The sequence below is a fragment of the Kitasatospora sp. NPDC001159 genome (assembly GCF_053598235.1).
Map to the genome: position 1 here is coordinate 24,767 of NZ_JBSFJV010000062.1, position 25,482 is coordinate 50,248.

General features: G+C 70.9%; 27 protein-coding genes, 5 pseudogenes and 1 riboswitch. Of the genes and pseudogenes, 20 read left to right on the forward strand and 12 right to left on the reverse strand.

What is annotated here, in order from left to right:
* Position 1 precedes the first annotated feature (1 nt).
* The 6 genes from ACWC9T_RS27290 (at position 2) to ACWC9T_RS27315 (ending at position 6,039) form a co-directional block, all read left to right on the forward strand.
* Positions 2-211, forward strand: coding sequence for a DUF397 domain-containing protein (locus ACWC9T_RS27290; RefSeq protein ID WP_449823699.1), 210 nt, complete (start codon positions 2-4; stop codon positions 209-211).
* 265 nt (positions 212-476) lie between these two features.
* Complete coding sequence (locus ACWC9T_RS27295; protein WP_449823700.1) at positions 477-992, forward strand: DinB family protein; 516 nt, start codon at positions 477-479, stop codon at positions 990-992.
* A gap of 266 nt (positions 993-1,258) precedes the next feature.
* Complete coding sequence (locus ACWC9T_RS27300) at positions 1,259-2,287, forward strand: phosphotransferase family protein (RefSeq protein ID WP_449823701.1); 1,029 nt, start codon at positions 1,259-1,261, stop codon at positions 2,285-2,287.
* A gap of 3 nt (positions 2,288-2,290) precedes the next feature.
* Positions 2,291-3,502, forward strand: a complete 1,212-nt coding sequence (locus tag ACWC9T_RS27305) for an acyl-CoA dehydrogenase family protein (RefSeq protein WP_449823702.1) — start codon at positions 2,291-2,293, stop codon at positions 3,500-3,502.
* A 189-nt stretch (positions 3,503-3,691) separates the two neighbouring features.
* Positions 3,692-4,969 carry an alpha/beta hydrolase family protein gene (locus tag ACWC9T_RS27310; protein ID WP_449823703.1) on the forward strand — a complete coding sequence of 426 codons (1,278 nt, stop codon included), beginning with the start codon at positions 3,692-3,694 and terminating at the stop codon, positions 4,967-4,969.
* Between the two features lie 233 nt (positions 4,970-5,202).
* Entirely contained in the window at positions 5,203-6,039 is an 837-nt protein-coding gene (locus ACWC9T_RS27315) for a polysaccharide deacetylase family protein (RefSeq protein ID WP_449823704.1), read from the forward strand.
* Between the two features lie 140 nt (positions 6,040-6,179).
* Here the strand turns inward: ACWC9T_RS27315 and ACWC9T_RS27320 are convergent.
* From ACWC9T_RS27320 to ACWC9T_RS27330, 3 genes and pseudogenes are all read right to left on the reverse strand, one after another.
* Positions 6,180-6,518, reverse strand: a pseudogene (locus ACWC9T_RS27320) (hypothetical protein); the annotation flags it as partial.
* Between the two features lie 70 nt (positions 6,519-6,588).
* Positions 6,589-7,068: a ricin-type beta-trefoil lectin domain protein gene (locus ACWC9T_RS27325; RefSeq protein WP_449823705.1), complete on the reverse strand. Its 480-nt coding sequence runs from the start codon at positions 7,066-7,068 to the stop codon at positions 6,589-6,591.
* A gap of 377 nt (positions 7,069-7,445) precedes the next feature.
* Entirely contained in the window at positions 7,446-7,859 is a 414-nt protein-coding gene (locus ACWC9T_RS27330) for a winged helix-turn-helix transcriptional regulator (protein WP_449823706.1), read from the reverse strand.
* An 81-nt stretch (positions 7,860-7,940) separates the two neighbouring features.
* On the opposite strand from ACWC9T_RS27330, the gene ACWC9T_RS27335 reads away from it, so the two are divergent.
* A complete protein-coding gene (locus ACWC9T_RS27335; RefSeq protein WP_449823707.1) occupies positions 7,941-8,759 on the forward strand; it encodes an NAD(P)H-binding protein in 819 nt (272 codons plus the stop codon).
* Here ACWC9T_RS27335 and ACWC9T_RS27340 read toward each other — a convergent pair.
* The 4 genes from ACWC9T_RS27340 to ACWC9T_RS27355 form a co-directional block, all read right to left on the reverse strand.
* Positions 8,743-9,684, reverse strand: coding sequence for an ADP-ribosylglycohydrolase family protein (locus ACWC9T_RS27340; RefSeq protein ID WP_449823708.1), 942 nt, complete (start codon positions 9,682-9,684; stop codon positions 8,743-8,745). The genes ACWC9T_RS27335 and ACWC9T_RS27340 overlap by 17 nt on opposite strands.
* Positions 9,685-9,870: 186 nt before the next feature.
* On the reverse strand, positions 9,871-10,848 hold the full coding sequence (locus tag ACWC9T_RS27345) for an NADPH:quinone oxidoreductase family protein (protein WP_449823709.1): 978 nt from the start codon (positions 10,846-10,848) through the stop codon (positions 9,871-9,873).
* A complete protein-coding gene (locus tag ACWC9T_RS27350; protein WP_449823710.1) occupies positions 10,845-11,630 on the reverse strand; it encodes an SDR family NAD(P)-dependent oxidoreductase in 786 nt (261 codons plus the stop codon). Before ACWC9T_RS27350 ends, ACWC9T_RS27345 begins: the two co-directional genes overlap by 4 nt.
* A complete protein-coding gene (locus ACWC9T_RS27355; protein ID WP_449823711.1) occupies positions 11,627-12,385 on the reverse strand; it encodes an SDR family oxidoreductase in 759 nt (252 codons plus the stop codon). Before ACWC9T_RS27355 ends, ACWC9T_RS27350 begins: the two co-directional genes overlap by 4 nt.
* 235 nt (positions 12,386-12,620) lie before the next feature.
* Here ACWC9T_RS27355 and ACWC9T_RS27360 point away from each other — a divergent pair, with 235 nt between their 5' ends.
* Positions 12,621-13,247 (forward strand): TetR/AcrR family transcriptional regulator, encoded by a 627-nt coding sequence (locus ACWC9T_RS27360; RefSeq protein ID WP_449823712.1) that lies wholly within the window; start codon positions 12,621-12,623, stop codon positions 13,245-13,247.
* 783 nt (positions 13,248-14,030) lie between these two features.
* Here ACWC9T_RS27360 and ACWC9T_RS27365 read toward each other — a convergent pair.
* Both ACWC9T_RS27365 and ACWC9T_RS27370 read right to left on the reverse strand, forming a co-directional pair.
* A complete protein-coding gene (locus ACWC9T_RS27365) occupies positions 14,031-14,753 on the reverse strand; it encodes a TetR/AcrR family transcriptional regulator (protein ID WP_449823713.1) in 723 nt (240 codons plus the stop codon).
* 219 nt (positions 14,754-14,972) lie between these two features.
* Positions 14,973-15,596: a LysE family transporter gene (locus ACWC9T_RS27370; RefSeq protein WP_449823714.1), complete on the reverse strand. Its 624-nt coding sequence runs from the start codon at positions 15,594-15,596 to the stop codon at positions 14,973-14,975.
* 201 nt (positions 15,597-15,797) lie between these two features.
* On the opposite strand from ACWC9T_RS27370, the gene ACWC9T_RS27375 reads away from it, so the two are divergent.
* Positions 15,798-16,427, forward strand: a complete 630-nt coding sequence (locus ACWC9T_RS27375; protein WP_449823715.1) for a maleylpyruvate isomerase N-terminal domain-containing protein — start codon at positions 15,798-15,800, stop codon at positions 16,425-16,427.
* Positions 16,428-16,526: 99 nt separating this feature from the next.
* Positions 16,527-16,871, forward strand: a complete 345-nt coding sequence (locus tag ACWC9T_RS27380; protein ID WP_449823716.1) for a hypothetical protein — start codon at positions 16,527-16,529, stop codon at positions 16,869-16,871.
* An 82-nt stretch (positions 16,872-16,953) separates the two neighbouring features.
* Here the strand turns inward: ACWC9T_RS27380 and ACWC9T_RS27385 are convergent.
* Positions 16,954-17,158 (reverse strand): annotated as a pseudogene (locus ACWC9T_RS27385) (GH25 family lysozyme); the annotation flags it as partial.
* On the opposite strand from ACWC9T_RS27385, the gene ACWC9T_RS27390 reads away from it, so the two are divergent.
* From ACWC9T_RS27390 to ACWC9T_RS27400, 3 genes are all read left to right on the forward strand, one after another.
* On the forward strand, positions 17,142-17,687 hold the full coding sequence (locus ACWC9T_RS27390) for a serine hydrolase domain-containing protein (RefSeq protein WP_449823724.1): 546 nt from the start codon (positions 17,142-17,144) through the stop codon (positions 17,685-17,687). The pseudogene ACWC9T_RS27385 and the gene ACWC9T_RS27390 overlap by 17 nt on opposite strands.
* Positions 17,684-18,058, forward strand: coding sequence for a DUF7586 domain-containing protein (locus tag ACWC9T_RS27395; protein WP_449823717.1), 375 nt, complete (start codon positions 17,684-17,686; stop codon positions 18,056-18,058). The genes ACWC9T_RS27390 and ACWC9T_RS27395 overlap by 4 nt, the downstream gene beginning before the upstream one ends.
* Before the next feature lie 349 nt (positions 18,059-18,407).
* Positions 18,408-18,530, forward strand: a riboswitch (cyclic di-AMP (ydaO/yuaA leader).
* Positions 18,515-19,252 (forward strand): LysM peptidoglycan-binding domain-containing protein, encoded by a 738-nt coding sequence (locus ACWC9T_RS27400; protein WP_449823718.1) that lies wholly within the window; start codon positions 18,515-18,517, stop codon positions 19,250-19,252. (Overlaps the previous riboswitch by 16 nt.)
* A 208-nt stretch (positions 19,253-19,460) precedes the next feature.
* On the opposite strand, the gene ACWC9T_RS27405 is transcribed toward ACWC9T_RS27400, so the two are convergent.
* A complete protein-coding gene (locus ACWC9T_RS27405) occupies positions 19,461-19,631 on the reverse strand; it encodes an IS3 family transposase (RefSeq protein ID WP_449823725.1) in 171 nt (56 codons plus the stop codon).
* Positions 19,632-19,992: 361 nt separating this feature from the next.
* Here ACWC9T_RS27405 and ACWC9T_RS27410 point away from each other — a divergent pair, with 361 nt between their 5' ends.
* The 7 genes and pseudogenes from ACWC9T_RS27410 (at position 19,993) to ACWC9T_RS27440 (ending at position 24,979) form a co-directional block, all read left to right on the forward strand.
* On the forward strand, positions 19,993-20,901 hold the full coding sequence (locus tag ACWC9T_RS27410; protein WP_449823726.1) for a transposase: 909 nt from the start codon (positions 19,993-19,995) through the stop codon (positions 20,899-20,901).
* Positions 20,902-21,163: 262 nt separating this feature from the next.
* A pseudogene (locus ACWC9T_RS27415) lies at positions 21,164-21,481 on the forward strand (hypothetical protein); the annotation flags it as partial.
* A 59-nt stretch (positions 21,482-21,540) separates the two neighbouring features.
* A pseudogene (locus ACWC9T_RS27420) lies at positions 21,541-22,077 on the forward strand (transposase); the annotation flags it as partial.
* Between the two features lie 1,236 nt (positions 22,078-23,313).
* Positions 23,314-23,844 (forward strand): hypothetical protein, encoded by a 531-nt coding sequence (locus tag ACWC9T_RS27425; RefSeq protein WP_449823719.1) that lies wholly within the window; start codon positions 23,314-23,316, stop codon positions 23,842-23,844.
* A 17-nt stretch (positions 23,845-23,861) separates the two neighbouring features.
* Entirely contained in the window at positions 23,862-24,368 is a 507-nt protein-coding gene (locus tag ACWC9T_RS27430) for a hypothetical protein (protein ID WP_449823720.1), read from the forward strand.
* A gap of 157 nt (positions 24,369-24,525) precedes the next feature.
* Positions 24,526-24,729 (forward strand): hypothetical protein, encoded by a 204-nt coding sequence (locus ACWC9T_RS27435; protein ID WP_449823727.1) that lies wholly within the window; start codon positions 24,526-24,528, stop codon positions 24,727-24,729.
* Positions 24,730-24,745: 16 nt separating this feature from the next.
* Positions 24,746-24,979, forward strand: coding sequence for a hypothetical protein (locus ACWC9T_RS27440; RefSeq protein WP_449823721.1), 234 nt, complete (start codon positions 24,746-24,748; stop codon positions 24,977-24,979).
* Positions 24,980-25,382: 403 nt separating this feature from the next.
* Here the strand turns inward: ACWC9T_RS27440 and ACWC9T_RS27445 are convergent.
* Positions 25,383-25,482: pseudogene (locus ACWC9T_RS27445) on the reverse strand (proton-conducting transporter transmembrane domain-containing protein); the annotation flags it as partial.

The window sequence follows — 25,482 nt, forward strand, 5'->3', positions numbered from 1 at the left end:
CATGACCGGCCCAGACCTGTCCCGAGCTTCCTGGTTCAAGTCGTCGCACTCCGGTAACGGCGGTTCCTGTGTAGAGGTCTCGCCAGACTTCCCCGACGTCGTGCCCGTGCGTGACTCGAAGGATCCGGAAGGGCCCGCGCTCGTCTTCCCGGCCGAGGCGTGGACGTCCTTCGTCGCGGCGACCGCCGCCGGTGAGTTCGGCGACATCTAGGGGAAACGGGAAGCCGTATCAGCTGGCGTCACCCTCGAATCCCTCTCCATGAGGCCGCCATCCCACAGGGGCGGCGGCCTCCGTCGCTTTCTCGGGGCCGCAGCGGCGTCGCGCCGACACGGGCCGGAGACCCGGGGCTCGCTCCTCACGGCGCCCACCCGCCCCGTAGTCAAAGACTCGATGCGCGCCCCGCGATGGCCATGGAGCCAATCGACAAACGGAGAGTTCTCCGGGGTTCGGCCCGCGCAGTGACAGACTCGGAGCCATGACTTCCGCCATACCCGAGCCGGACCAGCAACTCTCCGATCCCAGCGCGCTGCTGCTGGACTATCTCGACTACTACCGTTCCGTGATCGGCGCCAAGATCGAGGGAATGTCCGACGCAGAGCTGCGCGTCAGTCGGCTCCCTTCCGGGTGGACCCTGCTCGAACTGCTGAAGCACCTCGTACACATGGAGCAGCGGTGGCTGCGTTGGGGCTTCCGGGCCGAGCCGGTCCCGGCACCCTGGGGCGACCGCGGCCCGGCGGACCGCTGGTACGTCGGCCCGCAGGAGACGGCTGCCGATCTGCTCACCGCGCTGCACGCGGGTGGCGAGTACACCCGAGCCGTCGCGTCGGGTACGCCGCTGTCCACCATCGCCGAGGCCGGCGGCCGCTTCCCGGACGACGGCGCCCCGCGGCCCACCCTGGGCTGGATCCTGTTCCATGTCCTGCAGGAGTACGCCCGTCACGCCGGCCACTTGGACATCGTCCGAGAGCTCACCGACGGCGTCACCGGCTAGTAGCCGCCAGCTGCTGTGCGGTTCCGGTGAGGCCTCCGCTCCGCACGGCAGCGCGGTGTTGTGGCGTGCTGGGCTCCTGTCGGACCGCGGGGCTGTGCCTTGTCTGAGCGCAACCGAATGCCGGCCCAGCCGCTTCGACCCACCCGACGAGCCCCCGAGCCGCACGGTTCGGGGGCTCGTCGCGTGCAGGGTGCCATTGACAGGGGCCTCCAGCGGCGGAATGCTAAGCAAGCGCTTAGTCACTCAGGATCCCGAGGAGTCGCCCGATGCCCGAGACCCCCGCCGACCCGCCCGGCCTGGATCTGGCTCGCCTCCGCACCCACCTGGGCCGCGAGCTGCCCGGTACCGTCCAGGGCCCGCTGCGGGCCGACCTCATCGAGGGGGGCCGCTCCAACCTCACCTACGTCCTCACCGACGGCGTCTCCCGTTGGGTCCTGCGCCGTCCCCCGCTCGGGCACGTCCTCGCGACCGCCCACGACATGGGCCGCGAGCACCGCGTCATGTCTGCCCTCCGGGGCACCGGCGTACCCGTTCCCCGGATGCTGCTGATCGACCAGAGCGAAGACGTGCTCGGCGCGCACTGGTACCTCATGGAGTACGTCACCGGCACCGCGCACCGGGACGTCCACACCCTCGCCGAGCTCGGCGAGGACCGGGTGCGAGCGCTCGGCCGCCGCCTGGTCGAAACGCTCGCGGCCCTGCACCGGATCGACCCGGCCACCGTCGGCCTCGCCGACTTCGGACACCCCGAGGGCTACCTGGAGCGCCAGCTGCGCCGCTGGTCCAAGCAGCTCGCCGCCTCCGGCAGCCGTGACCTGCCCGAGCTCGACCGGCTGCACGCCCTGCTCGCCGAGCGGCTGCCGACCTCGCCCGCGCCCGCCCTGGTGCACGGCGACTACCGGCTGGACAACGTCCTGGTCGACGACAACGACACGATCACCGCCGTCCTCGACTGGGAGATGTCCACCCTCGGTGACCCGCTCACCGACATCGGCCTGCTGGTGATGTACGCCGAACTCGCCGGCGTCGGCGGCGGCATCATCCCCTCGGCGATGACCGCCCCGGGCTTCCCGAAGCCCGACGAAATCGTCTCCCTCTACGCCGAGTTGACCGGCCGACAGGCCGAGGACCTCGACTGGTACGTAGCCTTCGCATCCTTCAAGCTCGCCGCCGTCGCCGAGGGCATCTACTTCCGCTTCCAGCAGGGCCGCACCCTCGGCGCCGGCTTCGAGCGGGCCGGTGAGATGGCCCCGATCCTCGCCCGACACGGACTGAGCGCCCTCAAGGAGAGCTGACCGATGGATTTCGCCTACGACGCCCGGACGAACGAACTCCGCGAGCAGCTGCTCGCCTTCATGGACGAGCACGTCCACCCGGCCGAGGCCGTCCTCGCCTCGCAGCTGGCCGACCCGGCCCGCGAGCCCTGGGCCGTCCCGCGGGTGATCGCCGAACTCAAGACCGAGGCGCGCAAGCAGGGCCTCTGGAACCTCTTCATCCCCGGTGAGCACGGCGCCGGTCTCACTAACCTCCAGTACGCCCCGCTCGCCGAAATCACAGGCCGCAGCCCCCAGTTGGCCCCGCCCGCGCTCAACTGTGCGGCTCCCGACACGGGCAACATGGAACTGCTCGCCGAGTTCGGCAGCGCCGAGCAGAAGGCGCGCTGGCTGCGCCCGCTGCTGGACGCCGAGATCCGCTCCGCCTTCGCGATGACCGAGCCCGACGTGGCCTCCTCGGACGCCACCAACGTCGCCACCCGGATCGTCCGCGACGGCGACGAGTACGTGATCAACGGCCGGAAGTGGTACATCACCGGGGCGATGAACCCGGACTGCAGGATTCTCATCGTGATGGGCAAGACCGACCCCACCGCCGAGCCGCACCGCCAGCAGAGCATGATCCTCGTCCCGCGCGACACCCCGGGCGTCACCTTCAAGCGCGGCATGACGGTCTTCGGCTACGACGACTCCGACCACGGCGGCCACGCCGAGGTGCTCTTCGAGGACGTCCGGGTGCCGGTGGAGAACCTGATCGGCGAGGAGGGTGCGGGGTTCGCCATCGCCCAGGCCCGGCTCGGGCCCGGCCGGATCCACCACTGCATGCGTGCCATCGGCATGGCCGAGCGGGCGCTGGAGCTGATGTGCCGCCGGACCAGTGCGCGGGTCGCCTTCGGCCGCCCGCTCTCCGACCAGGGTGTGATCCAGGACTGGATCGCGGAATCCCGGGTCCGCATCGAGCAGTTGCGACTGCTGGTGCTTAAGACCGCCTGGCTGATGGACACCGTCGGCAACCGCGGCGCGCACACCGAGATCCAGGCCATCAAGATCGCCACCCCGACCACCGTCGAGTGGATCCTCGACAAGGCCGTCCAGGCCCACGGCGCCGGCGGCACCGGCCAGGACACCCCGCTCGCCCAGCTCTGGGCCGGCGTCCGCAGCCTGCGCCTCGCCGACGGGCCGGACGAGGTGCACAAGCGCTCGCTGGCCCGCCGGGAGCTCAAGAAGTACCGCTAGGGCGGGGAAGGGCCCGGCCCGGGCACCAACTGCCCGGGCCGGGCCCCGCCGACGGCCGTCGTGCGTCCGGATGGCAACGGATGTCATACCTGGGTACTCATGGGTGAGTTGGCTCCCCGGTATGACGGCTTCGGCCCGTCCCCGCCCTTAGCGTCTCCTGCGTCAACGGATCAGAACGAGGAGACGGCAATGGGCAGGCGTGGACGGGCCGTGGCGGCGGTACTGCTGGCGGCGACGGCGGCCCTGGGCGTGGCGGGCGCGCCCGGGGCGGTGGCGGCATCCGAGGACACCGGCGGCCAGCGGCAGGCCACGGCGTGGCTGCCGCGGCCGACCGGGCCGTACCCGATCGGCACCACCTCGTTGCACCTGACCGACGAGGACCGGGAGTACCCGCTGAAGCCGGGGAAACCCCGCGAGCTGGCGATCAGCTTCTGGTACCCGACCGCCCGTCCGGCCACCGGCGGCGACCGTGCCCGCTACATGGAGCCCGCCGCGGCCGCGCACTTCGGCAGCGCCGGGAGCGTCGGTCGGGCGAACTACGGCTTCGAAGCCGGCCGCACCGACTGGGCCGACGTCCGCACCCACGCCCGCGCCGACGCGCCAGCCCTTTCTGGTGGCAAGCGCCCCGTCGTGCTGTACTCGCCCGGCCTCGGCGACCCGCGCACCTGGGGCACCGCCCTGGTCGAGGACCTCGCCTCGCGCGGCTACGTGGTCGTCACCGTCGACCACACCTGGGAGGCCTCCGAGGTCCAGTTCCCGGGCGGCGACCTGGCCACCTCCGTCTTCCCCGAGCTGATGGGCAAGCCCGACCTCGACATCGGGGCGGTGCTGCGCACCTCGCTGCAGACCCGCGTCGACGACACCCGCTTCGTCCTGGACCAGCTCGCCGGGCTGCGCCGCGACCGGAGCCTGCCGGCCGGGCTCGCCGACTCGCTCGACCTCGACCGGATCGGCATGGTCGGCCACTCGGCGGGCGGCTTCACCGCCCTGCAAACCATGCACGACGACCCGCGGATCGCGGCCGGGATCAACCTGGACGGGCAGCTGCACTTCCCCGGACCGGACGGCAAGAACGGTGTCTTCCTGCCCAGCGTCGCGAAGGACGGCCTGGACCGCCCCTTCCTGCTGATGGGAACCCGGAGCGACGACTCCGGCAGCTACCACCAGCAGCCTGGCTGGGACGCCCTGTGGCAGCACAGCACCGGCTGGCACGCCGACCTGACCATGGACGGCTCCCGGCACGGGTCGTACACCGACGCGCAGTCCCTGCTCCCGCAGCTCGCCCGGCAGGGCGCGATCAGCCCGGAGAAGCTGGCCGAGGACGTTGGCGACGTCCGACCCGACCGCGCCGAGCTGGCCACCCGCAGCTACGTCGCCTCCTTCTTCGACCGCTGGCTGCGCGGCCACGACGACCACCTGCTGGACGGCCCCTCGGCGCGCTTCCCGGAGATGGTGTACGAGCGCTAAAGGTTTCGGTGCCTGTCTCGTCCGGGGCCTGATCGGACTTGCACTGCTGAAGAGCTTCTCCGCAAGGACCCGACACGACCCCGGTGAGTGGTGCCGAGACGCAACCGCCCGAGATCACAACAGCGGGTCGCCACTGATCGGCTGCGCGCGTTGAACCGAGGGAACCCTTCCGATTCAGTTCACGTCATTGACCTTGGAGACCATGCAGTTGTAGTCGGGGGGAGTGGTCGTCGATGGACTTCAAGGCGCGCATGGGGAATCAGGGCAACCGGTCGCGGGTGGCCGTCGCCGTAGCGGTCGTCGCCGTGGCGGCGACCGCCTGGGCGGTTCCGACGGTCACCGGGTCAATTTCCGCCCACCCTCAGAACGTCGCACATGAGGGGGGCGCGACCGCCGGCGGCCACGGCAGCCAGGACGGCGCCCAGGGCAACGGTGGCGGTACGCAGCACGAGCACATACCGGACGGCATAGCCCACGCCTCCGAGGCCGGAGGCAGCGCCGTCAACATCACCATCGACGACGGCCCTGACCCCGTCTGGACCCCGAAGGTCCTTGATGTGCTCAAGCAGTACGGGGTGAAGGCGACGTTCTGCATGATCGGACCGCAGGCCAAGGCCCACCCCGACCTGGTCAAGCAGGTCATCGCGGGTGGCCACCGGCTCTGCGATCACACCGTGGACCACGACACGTCCATGGACAAGAAGCCCGTCGCCTACCAGGAGAAGCAGATCCTGGACGCGAAGAAGATGATCGAGGACGCCGCGGGCGGCGGCGCCAAGGTGCTGTACTACCGGGCTCCCGGTGGCTCGTTCACCCCCGACAGCCGGCGCATCGCCGCCGCGAACGGCATGCGTCCGCTCGGTTGGAACGTCGACTCGAAGGACTTCACCGAGCCCGGCACGGCTGCCATCGTCGACACGGTCAAGAAGGAGATCGGCAACGGCCCGACCATCCTGTTCCACGATGGCGGCGGCGACCGTCAGCAGACCGTCGAGGCCCTCGGCCAGGTGCTCGGCTGGCTGAAGGCGCAGGGCCGCCCCACCGGCTTCCCGGTCCGAACCACCCCGTGACACGTCGTCCGATGGCGAACGGCCGATGGCCTTTGCCGTGTCTTCTCGACGTCGTCTCGATCGCGAGCCCATGCGGTCTTGCGTGCGGTGCGGGCTCACCCGCCCGGGCCGTGAACACGGAGGTGAACGTGGAACGCCGATCAGCCATGATCCGCCTCGGACAGGGCCTCGGCGATCAAGCGCGTGGCGAAGCTGGGATCGTTGCTGCCGGACACCCGGTTGACGTGTTCCGCGAGCAGGACGGCCGTGGCCTCCAGGGGATTCATCTCGGCGGCGGTCCACGGGCCGTACTGCGCGCGCCACAGGTTCGGGCTCAGGCCGGTGCCCGCAGCGATGAGCAGGCCGGCCATGGTGGGGATGACCTCGGGACGGAAGGTCTTGGACATCATGCGCATCGTGGCCACCAGGGTGGGCACCACGTACTCGACGACGTCCTCGTCGTGCTGTTCGAACGCCGACCGCAGCCATGCGACTACCAGCGGACGTGCGCAGCCCTGTGCGGGAAGTCGGCCCGGCCGACTTCCCGCACAGTGGCACGGCAGTGGGTTATCAGGCGAGCGCCAGGCTGATCTGGTCGTTGAAGATCACCCAGTGCTGCCCGGGGTCGGCGAGGTTGCACGGCTTCGTGCTGACGTTCGGGGTCTGCCAGGCGTTGGAGAGGCAGTAGGCCGGCGCGAAGGTGAGGGAGATCTGCTCGCCCGAGACGGTCCAGTACTGCCCCTGGTCATCGGGGTCGCACGGCTTCGTCGAGACGCTCTGGGTGCCCCAGGTGTTGGCGAGGCAGTAGCCCCGCGCGTTGCTGAGGGAGATCTGCTCGCCCGAGACGGTCCAGTGCTGGCCGAGGTCGCTGGAGTTGCACGGCTTCGTGGAGACGCCCGGAGTCTGCCAGGCGTTGGCGAGGCAGTAGAGGCCCGGGGTGCGCGGGGACGGGTGGGCGGTGTCGGCGGCCCCCGCCTGACCGGCGGGCAGGAAGGAGGCCGTCAGCGCCAGCGTGGCGACGGCGAGCGTCTTGCGGATGGCGATTGCCATGGGGCAGTTCCGTTCTCGCTGCGGGCCGTGCGGTTCGCGCACGACCATGGGTGGTGTCACAGCTCAGGCCCGAGTGCATGGCAATTGGAGCATTGCTCGTCGGCGAACCTCATGGCGCGTGCGGTGCATTCATTCGAACGGGGCATCATGGGCGATCTGGCGTTTATCAAGTGGAGCGCCCCAGGGCGCCGGGCACAAGGACGAACGTCGCCATGCGTTTCTCCTTCTCTCTCAAGTCGCGGCATCAACGCACGCTGCCTCGATGCCGTGTGGTCGGTCGGGTGCTCCGCGCGACCGACCACATGGCATGGGGATAGTGTCACCAGATCAAGGTGTGGCTCGTCGACTTGACCACGCGACGCCTCGCGCTCACGGTACTAGCGCAGCTCCGAGTCCGGGTTGGCCTCGTCCCAGGCCCGGCGCGAGTCGACGATCGCGTCGTGGTGGTCGTAGGACCAGTCCACCATCGCCCGCACCAGGTGGGTCAGGCTGTGCCCGAGCGGCGTCAGCTCGTACTCGACCTGCGGGGGGACGGTCGGGTGGACGGTCCGCGACACCAGGCCGTCACGCTCCAGCCGGCGCACCGTCAGGGTCAGCATCCGCTGGGAGATCCCCGGCAGCGCCCGCTGTAGCTCGCGGAACCGCCGTACGCCCTGGGCGAGTTCGACCACGGCCAGCACCGACCACTTGTCGCCGAGCCGGTTCAGCAGGTCGCGAATCCCGCAGTCCACGCCGTCCTCGCACCAGATGACGGGACGGGGGGTGGTTACCGCGGTGTGCCCTACTGACATGGAAGTGCCTCCTTACGCCTGACACCCAGGCTATCGAGGATGGTCGCGTAGCCAACGGCCGATCATCCCCGGAGGGGAACCATGCTGCTCGTCACCGGTGTCAACGGAGGGCTCGGCGCCCTCGTGCTGGAGCGCCTCGCCGGGCGCGCGGGCGTCGTCGCCGGGAGCCGCACACCCGAGCGGGTGCCGGCCGAAATCCCTTGCCGGCTGGTGGACTTCGACCGGCCAGCGACCCTGGCGGAGGCCTTCGCCGGGGTGACGACCCTGCTGCTGATCTCGGCCGGTGCCGCCGAGGACGACGTGGTGGTCGCCCGACACGGTGCGGCGATCGAGGCGGCGGAGAAGGCGGACGTCGAGCACGTCGTCTACACCAGCCTCTCCGGCGACGGGGACCACCTGCCGTACGCCCTCGCGCACCGCTGGACGGAGCGCCGACTGCGCGAATCCGCCTCGCTGCGCTGGACGGTGCTGCGCAACGGCCTCTACGCGGAGCTCCTGGCCGCGATCGCCGCGCCCGGCCCGGACGGGGTGATCACCGCGCCGCTCGGCGACGGGCGGCTGGCGGCGGTGGCCCGGGCGGACCTCGCCGAGGTGGCGGTGAACGTCGCCCTGGCGCCCGCCGCGCACGCGGGCCGGATGTACGAGCTGGTGGGGGAGCGGGCGGTGGGCGGCGCGGAGGTGGCCGAGGTGCTCGGCGCCGAGTACCGCCCGGGCCGGCTGGGCGAGGCCCGGGCGGCGGTGGCGGCCTCGGACGCGCTGGACTTCCAGGTACCGATGGTGGTGGGCACCTACTCGGCGATCGCGCACGGCTTCCTGGCCGGGCCGGGCGGGCCGGGCGACCTGGCGGCGCTGCTCGGTCGCCCACCCCGCCCGGCCCTGGAGGTCATCGCGGGGTGCTGACCTCGGCGGCGGCTTTCGCGACCCAGTCGGGTAGCGGTTCGCGGCAGGCCAGCCAGACCTGCGGCACGTGCGCCAGTCCTGTGCGGGCCGCGACCACGCCGCCGGTGATGGCGCAGGTGGTGTCCACGTCGCCGAGGCCCTCGGCGGTGGTCCACAATGCGTCGGTCAGGCTGTCCAGGTGGTGCGCGGCGGACCACAGGGCGAAGGGGACGGTGTCGCTGGCCCTGATCCGCTGTCCGTTGCCGAGGAGGTCGGCGGCCCGCCAGGGTTCGGTGTCCGCGGGCAGCTCGGCGGCGCGGTGCAGCCCGTCGCGGACGGCGCCGGCGGCGGTGCGGTCGGCCACCGCTGCCAGCAGCTCGGTGCCGGTGGGCGCGGACCCGGTGCGGCCGCGGGCTGCGAGGGCCGCCGCCAGGGCGACGGCGACGGCCCCGGCCACGCCCTCAGGGTGTGCGTGGGTGACCTCGGCGGACAGCGCCGCCTGCTCCTCCGCCTCGTCGAGATCCGCGCAGAACCAGGCACCCAGCGGTGCCACCCGCATGGCCGCACCGTTGCCGAGGCTGCCCTGACCGTCGAACAGCTCGCGCGCTTCGGTGCGCCAATTCCCTGGCTGTTCGGCCAGCTTGGGCAGCAGCAGGTGCATGCCGTAGCCGTAGCCGCGGCCCTGGTCGGCCAGGTAGGCAGCCCCGAAGGCCTTGGCGAGGCGCTCCTGGTGCACCGCGTCGAAGGCGGTGAGGACCCCGTACACCGACAGCGCCATCGCGGTGTCGTCGGTCCAGTGCCAGGGCCCTTCCTGCGGCGTGCGCCGGGCCCGGATCTGGTCGAACGCCTCCCGGGGCGTCCGGAAGAGCGGGAACCAGCGCTCCCCGAATCCATCCCCGAGGGCCAGGCCCTCCAATGAGTCGCGAGCGGCGGAAAACGATGTCATCCCGGCATCCTGGCAGGGCCCAGGCCCTCGTGCAGCCGGATTCCCGGCCGCACGGAGGCGGCACCGTCAGGCCTGCCAGGACCTGTCTCCCGGGCGCTGCACCGGGCCGGGGCTCCCGGAACGGCCGCAGGGCGGGGGGAGTAGGGCGTGTCAGCCACGCCCTACTCCCCCGCCCCGTGGCAGCGGCTATCCCTGCGGCACCAGGACGGCGATCCGGCCGGTGCTCAGCCCGTCGGCGACCCGCTGGACGGCGTCCGCGGCGCCGGCCAGCGGCACCCGGGCGCTGATCAGCGGCCGGACCACGCCCTGCTCGGCGAGCTTGGTCAGCTCGTCGTGCGCGGAGCGGACGGCGCGCGGGTCATGGGTGTTGTAGAGGCCCCAGTGCAGACCCAGGATCGAGTAGTTCTTCACCAGGGCGTGGTTGAGCGCCGGCGCCGGGATCTGGCCGGCGGCGAAGCCGACCACCACGATCCGGCCCTCGAAGGCGACGCACTTGGCGGAGCCGGTGTAGGCGTCGCCGCCGACCGGGTCGAAGACCACGTCCGCGCCGCGCCCGCCGGTGGCCTGCTTGACGGCGGCGACGAAGTCCTCGGCCGTCCGGTCCACCACCAGGTCGGCGCCCAGCGAGCGTGCCGTGTCCGCCTTCGCCGCGCTGCCGACCACGGCGATCACCCGGGCCCCGGCGGCCCGGCCGAGCTGGACCGCCGCGCTGCCGACCCCGCCGGCCGCCGCGTGCACCAGCAGGGTCTCCCCGGCCCGCAGCCGGGCCCGGCGGTGCAGCGCGAACCAGGCGGTCTGGTAGCCGATGTGCAGTGCGGCCGCCTCGGCGTCGTCCAGCGCCTCGGGCGCCGGGAACGAGGCCGCGGCGTCCAGCAGCGCGTACTCGGCGAAGGCGCCGTGCGGCAGCACCGGGTTGCCGATCACCCGCTCGCCCCGCCGGGCGCCGTCCGCGACCTCGCCGCACAGCTCCACGCCGGGCGTGAACGGCAGCGGCGGGCGGACCTGGTAGTGCCCGCGCACCATCAGCGCGTCCGGGAAGTTCACCGCCGCCGCCCTGACCCGGACCAGCAGCTGACCCGGTCCTGACACCGGCTGCGGCACGTCCCCGGCGAGCCGCATCACCGCGGCCGGTTCGCCGAGCTCACCCACCTGCCAGGCCCTCACAGCGCCTCGCTCCTCTCCAGTCCCTGCTGGAGCCGGTTCATCCCGGCGATCCAGCGCTCCGGCTCGGTGGCCCGGACGCGGTAGTAGTCGGCGACCTCGGGGTGCGGCAGGACCAGGAAGCGTTCGTGGCGCAGCGCGTCCATCACCTCCTCGGCGACGTCCTGCGGATCCAGCGCGGTCGGCGCGAGCAGTGCCTCGCCGACCGGTCCGGTCGAGGCCAGCATGTCGGTGCGCACGCCCTGGGGACAGAGTGCGTGCACCTTGACGCCCCGGTGGCGGTAGGTGGCGGAGAGCCACTCGGCGAAGGCGAGCGCGCCGTGCTTGCTGACCGCGTACGGGGCCGAGCCGAGCATGGTGAGCAGCCCGGCCGCGGAGACGGTGGCCACGAAGCGGCCGTTGCCGCGCTCCAGCCAGCGGGGGAGCAGCAGTTCGGCGGCCCGGACGTGCGCCATCACGTTGACCTCCCAGGCGCTCGCCCAGGACGCGGCGGAGGCGTCGGCGCCGCCGACCGGGGCGACGCCCGCGTTGGCGCACCACACGTCGATCTCGCCGAGCGTGACGCGGGCCCGGCCGACCAGGGTGGCCAGGCCGGTGGCGGAGGCGGCGTCCCCGGGCAGGGCGGTGCCGCCGCAGTCCTCGGCGACCTTGCGGGCGGCCTCGGCGTCCAGGTCGTTGACCACCACCCGGGCACCGGCCTCGGCGAAGGCCCTGGCCAGGGCGGCGCCGATGCCCCGGCCGGCGCCGGTCACCACCACGCCCTGGTCTTCGAGTGGATTCGTCACAGGCCACCGCCGAGGGTGACGCCGCCGTCCACCACCAGGGTCTGGCCGGTGACCCAGCCGGCGTCGGACGAGAGCAGGAAGGCGACCGCGCCCGCGATGTCCTCGGGGACGCCGAGCCGGCCCAGCGGGTAGGCCTTGGAGACCTCCTCCTCCCGGCCCTCGTACAGCGCCTCGGCGAACTTGGTCTTGACCACGGCGGGGGCGACGGCGTTGACCCGGATGCCCTGCGGGCCCAACTCGGCGCCGAGCTCGACGGTCAGCCGGATCAGCGCGGCCTTGCTGACGCCGTACATGCCGATCCCGGCGGAGGAGCGGATGCCGGCGATCGAGGCGACGTTGACGACCGCGCCGCCGTGCTCGCCCATCCACGCGGCGTGCGCCCGGCGGATCCAGGCCAGCGGGCCGAGCACATTGACGGCCATGATCTTGGCGGCGGCCGCGTCGTCGGTCTCCAGCGTCGGCCCGTAGACCGGGTTGATGCCGGTGTTGTTGACCAGGTGGTCGAGTCGGCCGAACGCCTCCAGGGTGCGGGCGATAGCCTCCTCCTGGTGGGCCGGGTCGTCGGCCTTGCCCGCGACGGCTATCGCGTTGTCCGGGCCGCCCAGGTCGCGGACGGCCTCGGCGAGCGGCTCCGGGTTGCGGGCGGTGAGGCAGACCTTGGCGCCGCGATCGACCAGCTCGCGGGCGATGCCGAGGCCGATGCCCCGGCTCGATCCGGTGACGACGGCCACCCGGCCCTTGAAGGAGTGCACCACGGAGGGTCCTGCCTTTCGCGCGAGGATCCTGAATCCCGAATCCTGAGGACGGTCGCTGACTAAGCGCTTGCTCAGCATGCTGTCGGTGCGGGAACCTGTCAACAGTCGGCGGACGCGGCAGCCCGCCGGTCCACTGGCCATCGACCCGACGGTCCGGCGGCCCCGGGCCACCGGCCGACGGCCCGACGAACGGTCGGCGGGAATGCCTGTGCGAGTTCTCTGGGAGGATGACGCCATGACCAGCACGCCCATCGCCGACCTCTGGCCGACCCTGCCCGGCGCCGACACCCGCCCCGAGGCGGCGTACCGGCTGCTCCAGGCGGCCGTCGAGTCGTTCGCGGAGCGCGGCTTCCACGCCACCACCACCCGGGACATCGCCACCGCCGCCGGGATGAGCCCGGCCGCGCTGTACATCCACTACCAGTCCAAGGCCGCCCTGCTCGCCGAGATCAGCCAGGCCGGGCACGCCGCCACCCTCGCACTGGTCCGGGCGGCGGCGGCCGGAGACGGCGGCCCGGCCGAGCGGATGCGGCGCCTGGTCGACCAGTTCACCATCTGGCACGCTCGGGCCCGGACCGTCGGCCGGGTGGTCAACTACGAGCTGCACGCGCTCCCCGAGGACGCCTACGCGGTCGTCGCGGCGCTGCGCCTGGACATCGAGCGGGAGGTCAGCGCGCTGATCGAGGCGGGCGTGACGGCGGGCGAGTTCCAGGTCTCGGAGGTGCGCACCGCGGCCCGAGCCGTCACCTCGCTGGGCATCGACGTCTCCCGCTGGTACACCGAGCGCTCCTCCGAGAGTCCGGAGGAACTCGGCCGGCGCTACGGTGAGTTGGTGCTGCGGATGCTCGGCGCCCGGGTCTGACCCGGGTCAGGCCCGGCCCGGTCTGGGCGCTGTGGCCGGTCCCGATTTTGACCTGCACTGGAAGTGCGAGGAGACCCGCGTACGAAGTATGTGTGCCTCGTACGCGCTCGACACCGCGGGCCCGCCCGGCGCAGTCCCACCGCGGTCCCGACACCGCGGATCGAAGCAGAGCACCCCTCCCGCGGCGGCCATGCCACCGACCGGCGGCGCCGACGGGAGCACACCCCCGACCCGGGCCGGACCGGGTCGGGTCGGGTCGTGCCACCGCCATCGTGCGGCGGCACGGGGACGCGCGTGCCGCGCGTCGCGGCGCGACCCGGGCGGTCGGAGAAGGGGAGGCGCAGTGATGCCCTTCCGGCAATCGAGCTTCTTCCACCGGGCCGCCTGAGCGCAGCAGTTGGGGCGCCCGCCACGACCGTTCGTGGCGGGCGCCCCGCTGTCGGGCACTATGGCTTGTGGGTGTTCCGGGCGGTGGACGACGGATCGCCCGTAAGGGCGAGGCCGCGTGGAGGGCGGGGCGTCGGTCATGCGTCCCGGAGCCGGTCTGAGGGCGGCTCTCAGACGCGGGAGGCCCATGCGGCCACCCGCACCCGTCCGCAACCCGGACCATCAGGCCGGGCCAGGTTGACGTACGACATGAGACATACGTAACTCCCGGCACGGGCTGCCGACCGGCGGCCACGCCGTGCGGGACCGCGGCGGCGAAGCGGTCACTGGTGCCGACACCGGCCCGGGCGGCGCCGTTCGTCTGAGCGGATATGTCCGACGTGTACCTCGTATACCTCAGGATGTGCCGTCGCCGTAGAACGCGTCAAGGGGTGGCTCGGGTATCCCGTTCAGCAGGCTGTCGAGGCCGGCGAGCATCTCGCGCTCGTCGTCGAAGTCGGCGAAGCGGGGCACCAGGGCGCGCAGCCGTGGGTACTCGGCGGCGGGCAGCCGGTGCAGGCCCAGCCGCAGGAGGGGGTCCGGCTCGTCCGGGTTGTCGACCACCTGGCGCTTGTCCACCAGCGTGCAGCCGAGGTTCCAGGCGACGAAGGTGCGGTAGGCGGTCAGTGCGGTGGCGTCGTCGAAGCCGGCCCGCCCGAGCACCGAGAGGATGTGCTCGGTGAGTTCGAGCACCGGTGCTGGCCGTCGGGCCATCGGGACGGCGAGCGGGCGGGTCGCCACCAGCGGCAGGATCTCGGGGTGGGCGTGCGCGGCGGCGGCGAAGGCCCGGGCGATCCGGCGCAGTTCCAGGCGCCACTCGGACTCCTGGGGGCCGGTGTGGGCGCTGGTCCGCAGTCGGGCGTTGACCTCGGCGAAGTAGGCCTCGATCAGGCCGTCGAGCAGGCCCTCCTTGCCCGGGGCGTAGCGGTACAGGGCCATCGACTCGACCCCGAGCTCGGCCGCCAGTCTGCGCATGGTCAGCGCGGCCAGGCCCTCGCGGTCGACCAGCGTCACGGCGGCGTCGAGCACCAGCGGCCGACTCAGGCGCCCCCGCTTCTCGGGGCCGTCCCGCTCAACCATGTCCGCGCTCCTCCGGGTCGGTGCCAACCCCGTCGGCCGTGCCTGGGCCGGTCGGGCGGATGGGCAGGTAGCGCAGCGGATACAGAACCAGGATACAAGGTGTGAATAGGGCGTAAACAGGCGTCGGCCGGGGCGTGGTCGGCGACGGAGCGCAATCAGCGGCGGCGGCGGTGGTGGTCGGCGGCGGCGCCCTGGGGGGAGGTCCGGTCGGTCGCGGGTTCAGCCGAGAAGCAGGCGGACCGCGAGCCAGCCGACCAGCGCTGCCGAGCCGAGGGCGGTGAGCAGACGGCCGCGGGTACCGGTGAGCGCCCGGCCGAGCAGCGCGCCGCCGGAGGCGAGCAGCAGTTGCCAGCTGGCGGAGGCCGCGAAGGCGGCGGCGGTGAAGACGGTCCGGGCGAGCGGGCCCGAGGTGGTGCCGTCCTGGCCGCTGCCCAGCACCAGGGCGGCGAAGTAGAGCACGGTCAGCGGGTTCAGCAGGGTGATCCCGAGCAGGGTGAGGTAGGCCCGGAGGGGCCCGGACGGTGCCTCGGCGGCCAGGGCGGCGGCCGTACGGCGGCTGCGCAGGGCGGTGACGGCGGTCCGGACGGCGAGGGCGAGCAGCACCAGGGCCGAGGCGAGCTGCAGCGGCCGGGCCACCGGTTCGAGCAGCGGTGCCAGGCCGGTGCCGCTGACGGCCGCGAGCAGCGCGTACAGCCCGTCCGCGGTGGCCACGCCGAGGGCGGCGCAGGCGCCGGTGCGCAGCGAGGCGCGCGCGGTGAGCGATACCAGGTAGGCCCCGACGGCCCCCACCGGTACGGCGACGCCGTATCCGGCGAGCAGCCCCGCGATCAGCGCGGCGCTCACGCGTGGGCGCGGTCGGGCCTCCGGGGACGGCCGGGCTGCTGCTGGGCCGGGACGGGAAGGGCGGCGTTCACGGTCAGCGGGCGGGCGGGGGTGTCGGTCACGGGCCGATGGTGAGGGTCGGAGTGGCACCCCCGCAACCGGTTTTCCGGCGCTGCCGGGTAGCGTGGGGCACTCCGGTGGCCATCGTTCCGAGGAGAGTAGATGAGCAGTCAGAACGACCCCGTGCGCAGTCTGTTGGCCGACACCTGGGCTTCCTGGGCGGAGCGCGGCGCGGCCCTGGGCGCCGAGGAATGGGGCCGGGCCACCCGGCTGACCGATTGGACCGTCCGGGAGCTGTACGCCCACGTGGCGCCGGTGCCGGAGATGTTCACCGGGCTGCGCGCGGCCGTGCAGGACGGGCCGGCCGAGGTGAGCAGTGGGGCCGGCATCCTGCGGGCGTACAACCGGCCGGGCGGGATCGCCCACACCGCCGCCGGGCAGATCGCCGAGACGGCCAGGCAGACGGCCGAGGCGGCCGAACCGGCCGTGCTGATCACCCGGTTCGGCGTCGAGGGCCCGGCCGCCCTGGCCGGGCTCGCGGACCTGCCGCCCTCCACGGTGGTGGCGCACCCGCTGCTCGGCAGTGTCACGGTGGGTGCGCTGGGCGAGGTGGCGCTGATGGAGGCGACCGTCCACCTGCTCGACCTGATCGCGGCGGTCGGCGGTCCGGCGCCTGCCGAGGGGGCGCTGGACTTCACCCGGGACCTGCTGGCGGAGGTCGCCGATCCGGTGGCCTTCATCGAGGCGGCGGCGGGCCGCAGTTCGGCGCCGGTGCTGCCGGTGATCCGCTGACCCCCGGCGGCGGTCGCTCGTGCTGGTCAGTCGTATGATCAGCGCCAGGAATCGGTAGCAGTGGGGGCGTCAGTGGATTCGTTGTGGAACCTGTGGTGGTTGGTGCCCGCCGTGCTCTACGGCAGTGGGTCGGTCACCGCGAAGGTCCGCCGGTCCCTGAAGGTCCGCCACGAGCGCAAGTTGGAGCTGCTCGACGCCACCCAGCGCCGGGAGCTCGCCCTGGAGACGGCCAACCGTCCGCCGGAGCCGGTCTGCGGCTGCACCCACCACCTGGCCAAGCACGACAAGCAGGGCCGGTGCCACGAGGTGGTCGAGACGCCCACCGCCTGGGACGCCGACCGCCGCCCGCTGAGCTACGAGCCGCGGCCCTGCAACTGCCAGCAGTACGTGGGCCCCGAGCCGTTGGGCACGGTGTTCGCCCCGGAGCTGGTCGACCCGCGCTGAGCTTCGGGCCGGGCGGCTCTCCGCACCCCGGTGGGTGCGGGGAGCCGCTTCGGCTTTGCGGCCGAACGAGAGCGCGGCTCCAGCCGAGTGCGAGCGCGCTCAGGCGGTCGGAGGCGCCGTTGAACAGGTCCTGGTCGCCGGGGAACGTGCCGGTGTCGGAGCACTGCCAGAAGGTCTGGTAGCCCCAGCCGTTCGGCAAGGTGCCGACGGTCGAGGAGTAACGGGCGATCCACAGGGGGGTTGGTGGCGCCGAAGCCGCCGTAGTTGCCGATGCAGCTCGACCACCAGTGCTCCAACCCCGGCTACGCCCTGCTCGGCGCACTGGTGGAGAAGCTGCGCGGCGAGCCGTGGGAGGAGGTGCTGCAGCGCGAGGTGCTGGAGCCGCTCGGTATGACCCGCATCACACCGCTGCCGCAGACCCCGCACGCCAGCGGCTTCGCGGTGCACCCGTGGGCCGGCGTGATGCAGCCCGAGCCGCTCACCGACACCGGCGCGATAGCGCCGGCCGGCCGGCTCTGGTCCACTGCCGCCGACCTCTGCCGCTGGGCCGCCTTCCTCGCCGGTGGCGCGGGTGAGAAGGTGCCGGCCGAGATACGCCGGCCGGCCGCCGCGTCGGACGGCGACGGGTCGGCTGGCTACGGCCTGGGCCTGCAGCTCCAGCCGTGGACGGCCGGCTGCGGGTCGGCCACGGCGGCTCGATGCCCGGCTTCCTCGCCTCGCTCTTGTCAGCGAGCAGGACGATGTGGCGGCCGTCACGCTCGCCAGCACCACGGCCGGCCTCAGCCTCGGCCAGGTGGCCCGCGCGACCTGACGTGATCATCGCCGAGCACGAGCTGCGGATCCCCGAGCCCCGGCGGCCCTTCGTCGACGCCGACCCGGAACTGCTGGCGCGGATCGGCCCCTGGCACTGGGGCACCAGCGCGGTCGAGCACCTGCGAGCCGGCCGTGTGATGGAGCTCACAGCGCTGGGTGGCGCGGCCCGCACCTCACGGTTCCAGTCCGAGCCGGACGGGACCTGGGCCGGGCTGGACGGCTCCTACGTGGGCGAGCCGCTGCGCGTGGTGCGCCGGGCCGACGGCACGGTCGACGACGTGGACCAGGCCGGCTTCGTCCACACCCGCACCCCGTACGATCCGGCAGCCGGGGTGCCGGGCGGCGTCGATGCGCAGGGCTGGCACGCAGGCTGACTACCGCTCAGGTCGGCATGCCCAAAGGGCGGGCGCGCCAGCCCGAACCCACGACCCGCACGGCGCACCATCGGGCGGTGGCTGCCGCACTGAGCCCGGCGGGCGGCGCTGGCGCGCACTCATAGGGTCGTAACCACATCGTTATCAAGCACCATTGTGGATCATTCGGACAATCCGGCCGAGTCGTGACCCAGCTCACGATGGCTTGTGCTGATGGCTCCGTGCCGTTTACGGTCCTTCTCGTTCGTCTCTGTACGAAACGAACCCCGCTCTCCGGAACGCCGAATCCTGCCGCCGGATCGGGCGGGCACGTGCACCCATGAAGCACCACGGCAGGGGCGGGGGACCCACAGGTAAGTCGCCTCACCGGACTGGTTCCGGCGGGGCTAGGGGTAAAGCCGCGCCTCTGCGCGGCCGGGCAACTCCAGCCCGAACCCGACAGCTCACCTCGCAGGCGTGGGAGAGGAATCGCACTTCATGCTGCCCGTCAACGCTCGCCCCAGCCTGTTCGCCGCCGGTTCCATCAAGCGCATCGTCGCGGCCGCCGTGGTCGTCGGCGTCGGCGCCGGCATCCCGGTGGTCGCCGCCACCGCCGCGAACGCCGCCCCCGTCAAGTCCGCCCCTGTGCACTCGGTCAAGGCCGCCGCCCCTCAGGCGCCCGCTGGCTACACCGTCCAGAGCGGTGACTCCCTCACCAAGATCGCCACCACGCACAACGTGCAGGGTGGCTGGCAGAAGCTCTACGCCCTCAACAAGTCCGTGCTGACCAACGGCCCGGACAAGATCTACCCGGGCCAGCACCTGACCCTGGGCGTGGCCGCCCCGGCACAGGCCCCGACTGCGCCGAAGCCCGCCGCGGCTCCGGCCAAGCCGGCCGCCACCCCGGTCGCCCCGGTCGCCAACACCCCGGCCGCGCTGCAGGCGCTCGCCGCCTCGATCGTCCCGGCGAACCAGCTGGCCTCGTTCGACCAGATCATCAGCCACGAGAGCGGCTGGAACATCCACGCCACCAACCCGAGCTCGGGTGCCTACGGCCTGCCGCAGGCGCTGCCCGGCAACAAGATGGCCTCGGCCGGTTCCGACTGGCAGAACAACCCCGCCACCCAGCTCAAGTGGGCCCTGCAGTACATGAACACCGTCTACGGCAGCCCGAACGCCGCCTGGGCGTTCTGGCAGGTGCACCAGGCGTACTGATCGGACTTCTCCCGATCAGTACGGCCTGATCGGACCTGATCGGCCTGTTCGAACCGATGGGTCTGAGCGAGTGCCGCCCGCCAGCCGGATGTCCGGCGGCTGACGGGCTGCCAAGCGGCCACCTGACTCGCCCGGTTCACGTTGCGCTGCGTGAGCCGGGCCGTCGGCGTACCCGGGGTCCGTACGGGACCGCGGCGCGGTTGCTTCGTCAGGTGGCGGCGTTTGCGGCGGTCACGCCTTGGATGTCGCGCTCGCGCATGATCCGCTCGACCTTCTTCCGGTTGATCGCACGGCCCTTGCGCCGCAGTGCGGCGTGCACGCGCGGGGCGCCGTAGGCACCGCGCGAGGAGGCGTGGATCTCCCTTATCTCCTCGGCCAGTTCGTCCTCTGTCCGCTGCCGCTCGGCGGCAGCCGGCCGACCGGCGAGCCAGGCGTAGTAGCTGGCCCTCGGGAGCCCGTCCCAGTATCAGGCTGTCCAGTTCAGCGGGGAACTTCCAAGGCCGGGTAGTTAACGTTTCCGCAGGTCACGCAAGGGAGTTGAAGGTTTCTTGATATAGAGCAACGGAGCTCGTTGGTACAGGCAGTCGTCCAAGACAGCTTGTCCCGCAAGGAGCTCCGTTGCCTGTTCATTCTGTCTCGCAGCCAGCGCTGTCGGCCATCACCCGTACGGTGACTGTGGCCGCGGGCCGGTTCGCTCCCGGACATCTGGGAGCGCTGACGCCGATCAGGTCCTGAGCCGCATCAACCAGCGCCGCCGGCCACCGGTCCTCAAGCCGCTCGCTGACTCCTCCTACCTCTCGGTCATCGGCGGCGTCCCGGTGCGCGTCATCGAAGCCCGGGTGAGCGTCACCTGCACGGACGGCAGCACCTTCGAGGGCTCCTGCCGTCTGGCCACCACGCTCCTGGACGCCCGCCACTACCCGGCCGACCGCCTCGTGCGTCTCTATCACGAGCGGTGGGAGCACGAGAGTGCCTACTACGCCTTGCGCCACACCATCCTGCACGGACGCGTCCTGCGCTCGCACGACCCCGCCGGCGTCGAGCAGGAGATGTGGGCCCTGCTCACCCTCTACCAGCTCCTGCGCCGCACCATGGTCGAGGCCGCGGAGTCCCAGCCCGGCACAGATCCCGACCGCTGCGGCTTCACCATCGCCTTCCAAACTGCCCGCGACCTGCTGGTATGCGCGGAAGGAATCCTCGGACAGGGCATCGGAGCAATCGGCCGCCGCGTCCTGTCGACGCTATCGCTCACCCGGCGGTCCCGCGTCAGCACCCGCAAGGTGAAGTCACCCATCTCGCGCTACGCGGAACGGAAACTGGACGGCCGCCCTGACAGCAGCCGGGCCGTGACCTCGACGACGATCACTCTCCTGCCGCCTCCGCCACCGCAGCCCGCGCTGCCCACAACGACCGTCCCCCAGTACGCCGGTCCCGGAAAGACCAGCAGCCGCATGGTTCGCGTCCTGGCCATCCTGCAGGCAGAGCCCGAACGGCTGTGGCGCGCACGGGAGATCGCCGAGCTGCTCGGCGACGTCACCCTCGTCGCCACCTACCGACAACTCGCCCGCTGGACTGAGAGAGGAATGATCAAGAGAGTCCGCACAGGCCGCTACACGGCTATCGCCCAAGACCGCAGATCCCTTGCGTGACCTGCGGAAACGCTAACTACCCGGCCTTGGGGGAACTTCACTGGGCAACATTACCTCGATCACCGAGAACACCGGAACCACCACCCTCACCTGGAACGGCGAGGACAAGCTCGCCTCCGTCGTCAAGACCGGCCAGCCCTCCGGGACGTCGTACCTGTACGGCGCGGACGGCAACCAGCTGATCCGCCGCGATCCCGGCGCGACCACGCTCGAACTCGGAGCGGACGAACTCACCCTCAACACCGGCACCGGCACCGGGTAGATGTCCGACGTCCGGTACTACAACTCGCCCGGCGGTCTGACGATCACCCGGGTGACGGCCACCGGCGGCGGCGCCCTCGTCCACCAGGCGGCCGACCCGCATGGCACCAACGGTGTGCAGACCGGCACCGACGCCGCCCAGACGACTGCCCGCCGTCCCACCGATCCGTTCGGCAACCCGCGCGGCACCCAGCCCGCGCCGAGCAGCTGGGCCGGTGACAAGGGCTTCGTCGGTGGCACCCTGGACACCGCCACCGGACTGACCAACCTCGGAGCGCGCGAGTACGCCCCCGGCCACGGACGCTTCCTCAACCCCGACCCACTCCTCAAGGGTTCCGACCCCAGCAGCGGAACGACTACGCCTACATGGTCGGCCTTATGCGCGCGCCTGTGCTGGCGGTCGGCGACGGGGCGCTCGGGTTCTGGAAGGCCCTGCGCGAGGTCTTCCCCGACACGCGCGAACAAAGATGCTGGGTCCACAAAACGGCCAATGCCCTGGACGCCATGCCGAAGTCGGCCCAGCCGGCGGCGAAGAAGGCGATCCAGGACATCTACAACGCCGAGGACCGCGAGCACGCCGAACAGGCCGTCCAGACCTTTGCCAAGCTCTACGGGGCGAAGTTCCCCAAGGCCGTCAAGAAGATCACCGACGACCAGGACGTGCTGCTGGAGTTCTACGACTACCCGGCGGAGCACTGGATCCATCTGCGGACCACCAACCCGATCGAGTCGACCTTCGCCACCGTCCGGCTCCGCACGAAAGTCACCAAGGGCGCCGGCTCTCGCGCCGCCGGCCTGGCGATGGTGTTCAAGCTCGTCGAGTCGGCCCAGGCCCGTTGGCGGGCCGTCAACGGCGCCCACCTCGTCCCGCTCGTCCGCGCTGGAGCCCGCTTCGAGCGCGGAGCCCTGATGGAGCCTGACCGAGCGCGGCATAATTGCCACGATGCGCGGAAATCGATGGTCTCGCCGATTCCGGCCAGGCGATACTGGTCCGCCATGACGAGCGATGAATACTCGGCCGGTCCTGCGTTGCGCCGAGTTCTGGCTAAGGCAGGCGGACCGGAACTGCTGGACCTGCTGGCCAAGGGGCTGACCGGGACGGATCTGACCACACTACTCCTGGAAGTCTTCCGACGCCGCGCCGATCGGCTCACCCCGGCCGAGGTGATGCGGCGCTATCGCACCGACCGGTTCGTGACCCCGGCCCCGACAGGGTTCGCGCAAATACGACGAGCCGAAGACTTCCTGCTCTCGGCGCTGCCGGATGACTTCCAGATGCTCACCTTGGCCCCGCTCGTCCCCCTGGCAGCGCATACGGCGGTCGCGACCGTCGACCCGCGCAAGGTCGTCGCCACCATTCGTGGCAGCGAGGTCGCAGCCGACCCGACCAATGCCCTGGCCCTGGAGGCAGCCCAGCGGAGATCCCAGGCCCTGGCCGCCGATCCCCGCTCGGCCGTGCCGGTCCGGATGGCCGCCAGCCAACGAGTCGTGCGTGCCCAGCACTTCGACGCGCCCGGCATGCTCGCCCACTTCCAACTATTCGCCCTGGTGACCGCCGGCCGGGACACTGGCAGCCGGGCCTTCGAGCAACAGCACCTGGTCGAGCACCTACATTTCGCCGTCCGGGCGATGGCACGTGCTGGAGTGCGCCAGACCGAGATCCGCATCACCTGCCTCGACGAGTCCGCCGCTCCGATCCTGGCCCGCACACGTACAGAGCTGGCCGGAACACCGGGCATTGACATCATCGATGATCCTAACCGGGTGACCGGACGGGGCTACTACACCGACCTGTGCTACAAGATCTACGCAACCATCCACGGTCAGCAACTGGAGATCGCGGACGGCGGGTTTGTCGACTGGACCCAGCGCCTCACCGGAAGCCACAAAGAACGCCTCCTGATCAGCGGATTCGGCGTTGACCGACTCGCCACAATGCTGACCCCACCCACCGACACCGAACCATCACTTCCGCGCCAGACCAGCTAGCAGATCCACAGGTTTTGACAATTTCTCCAGGAATGGGCTTCCGAGCTCAAGCGCTTCGGCCACGAGCCGAGGAACCCGGTGGAGGAATGCCACTTGCGGCGGTCCGTCTGCAGGACCGACAGCACCGGGTTCTGTGACGGCAAGATGGCGGCTACGCTCGGGATGACCCCGGAGAAGGAGGAGGACAACCAGACCTTCCTGCACCATGCGATAATGGTCAGCGCCGCCACCGGGATGGTTCGCAGCCTCAAGGACTTCCAGTCGTTGCGCGGAGTTTCCCGAGGGGATTTCAGGGCGCTGGCCGAAGCAGTCGGATTCGAGTGGGCGCCGCTGAACGAGCGGGCCGCCACCGGGAAGTTCGGGGAGAAGGACGCCGGAGACCTGTACAGGATTCCGGGCGAAAAGTGGCTCGCGTTCATGTACGAGGCGGGAGATCCGAACGACCCGAAGATCAAGCCCGGAGATGTGCACCACGGGCCCTTTGTGAAGGCGCAGCCTTCCAAGAAGGTTCACACGGAGAACGGTCGGGAGTGGTCCCAGCGGGTATCTGGGGAAGGAAATCCGAATCAGAGTTCAGGATTCCAAGGTGACTTTCCAGAGCTGGTTCAAAGGTGGTTCGAAGGCTTTGAGTCGACGCCGGGCGCCGGTCCCCCTGAGGAGGGGCTGGGCCCCGAGATGGATCCCGCTTACTAACCGGAAGGAAAGATGAAGTGAAGAACGTCAGGGTCAATCTTTCGGCGGATCGTGAGGATCTCTATGAGCCGCTGATGCGGGGTGCCTGCATGGTGACGCAGGTGGAGGCGGCCTATCGGTTGCTGTTCCAGGTCGAGGAGCTCTGGGGGTGGCTCCTGCGGCACGGATATGTCGAGCTCGTCTCGGGCAAGGACTTCGACCGCCTGGAAGTCGACCTGGAGGCGGCGGTCGCGTACGACCATGAGATTGGCGCGCCCGGCTTCCGTGAGGAAAGGCCTGAGCTGAGCGAGTCGGCCCGTGGAGTGCTCGTCCTGGCGGCGAGTCTGGCCGGGAAGACGGCCGCAAGACTCCGGGATCTCCTCCACGAGCTCGACGAGACCGCCATGCGGCTGGTGGTCGAGGCGATGATGTACGCGGGCGGCTTCCTGGACGGGGCAGCCGACCTGTGGGGGAACGAGGAACCGGGCGATGTCCGTGGCCTCGGGCCGAACAGTCGCGCCAATGAGGATCGCTGGGACATGTAGCGGTCTCGCAATAACGGGCTGGGTCCGCAGTGGCGGCGCACCCAGCCCCGCGCCGATGCCTGGGCCCGGAGTCGGTGACCCGGCCTCGGAGATCGTCTGCTGAGAAGCTCGGGTACACCGCGGCGTTCGCGACGGCACCCTTCCACGGGTTGCTGGGCTGGCCGGCGTTGAGGTACCGGCCGATCACCAGACCGCCTACAACCTCACGGTCGACCAGCTCCACACGTACTATGAGCTGGCGGGCGCCACGCCGGTCCTGGTTCACAACTGCGACACGGCAACGGTTCATGAGCTGAGCATGACCAAGCCTGGGCGCGGTACAAGGGGCGCATTCTGTGCCGCTTCGGAATCTTTCGGATGAGGAATTCCTGAAAGCCGTGAACAATCCGCGTGCTGGTGAGTTCATTACGATCAACCAGAACAACACCGTCGTTCAGGGAAATCGCCGTGTGGCTGAGCTGAAACGAAGGGCAGATGACCCTGATTCCAAGATCGACTGGACCGCGAAGGTGTCGGTAGTGCGGCATCAAGCGGATCACAGTATGTTCGACGACTTTGGCGGGAGTGGCCCCCGGGGCGGCGGCGTCAAGGACCTGTTTGATCTCTTCTGACGGATTGGCGGTTTGGGATGCGTGCTCCTCAAGTGGATCCCGGAGCTTACGGGGTCAGGGCTGCAACGTACGAGGATCTGGTGGAGGTGCTCCGGGATCCGAGAAGTGCGTCGTTCCGCACCGGGGTGGACTCACTGGTTTCTTCTGAGAGGATTGACCGGCGTGGCTTCCACATCGTGATGCCATTTCTTGAGAATGGATTCAGTGCGGAGATTGGGGAGCGGTCATTCCGATGCTATCTGTGGTTTCTTGAGGCCGGTCGGAATGCTCGAACGTGCGTGCTGGCCGATATGCTTGACAGTCACCTGTCCAGATTTCGGCGAGTCAATTCCCCAGGTCTCGAGAGGATCGTGCTGAACCTCTTGGGAGAGTTCTCGATAGAGACTCTCTAGGAGTAGAAGCAGTAGGACAGCACCGAGGACAGGCCCTGCTTGTTGACGGCGATCACACCCGTCAGGATGAACCCGGCGTGCGCGATCGAGGAGTACGCCAACAGCCGCTTG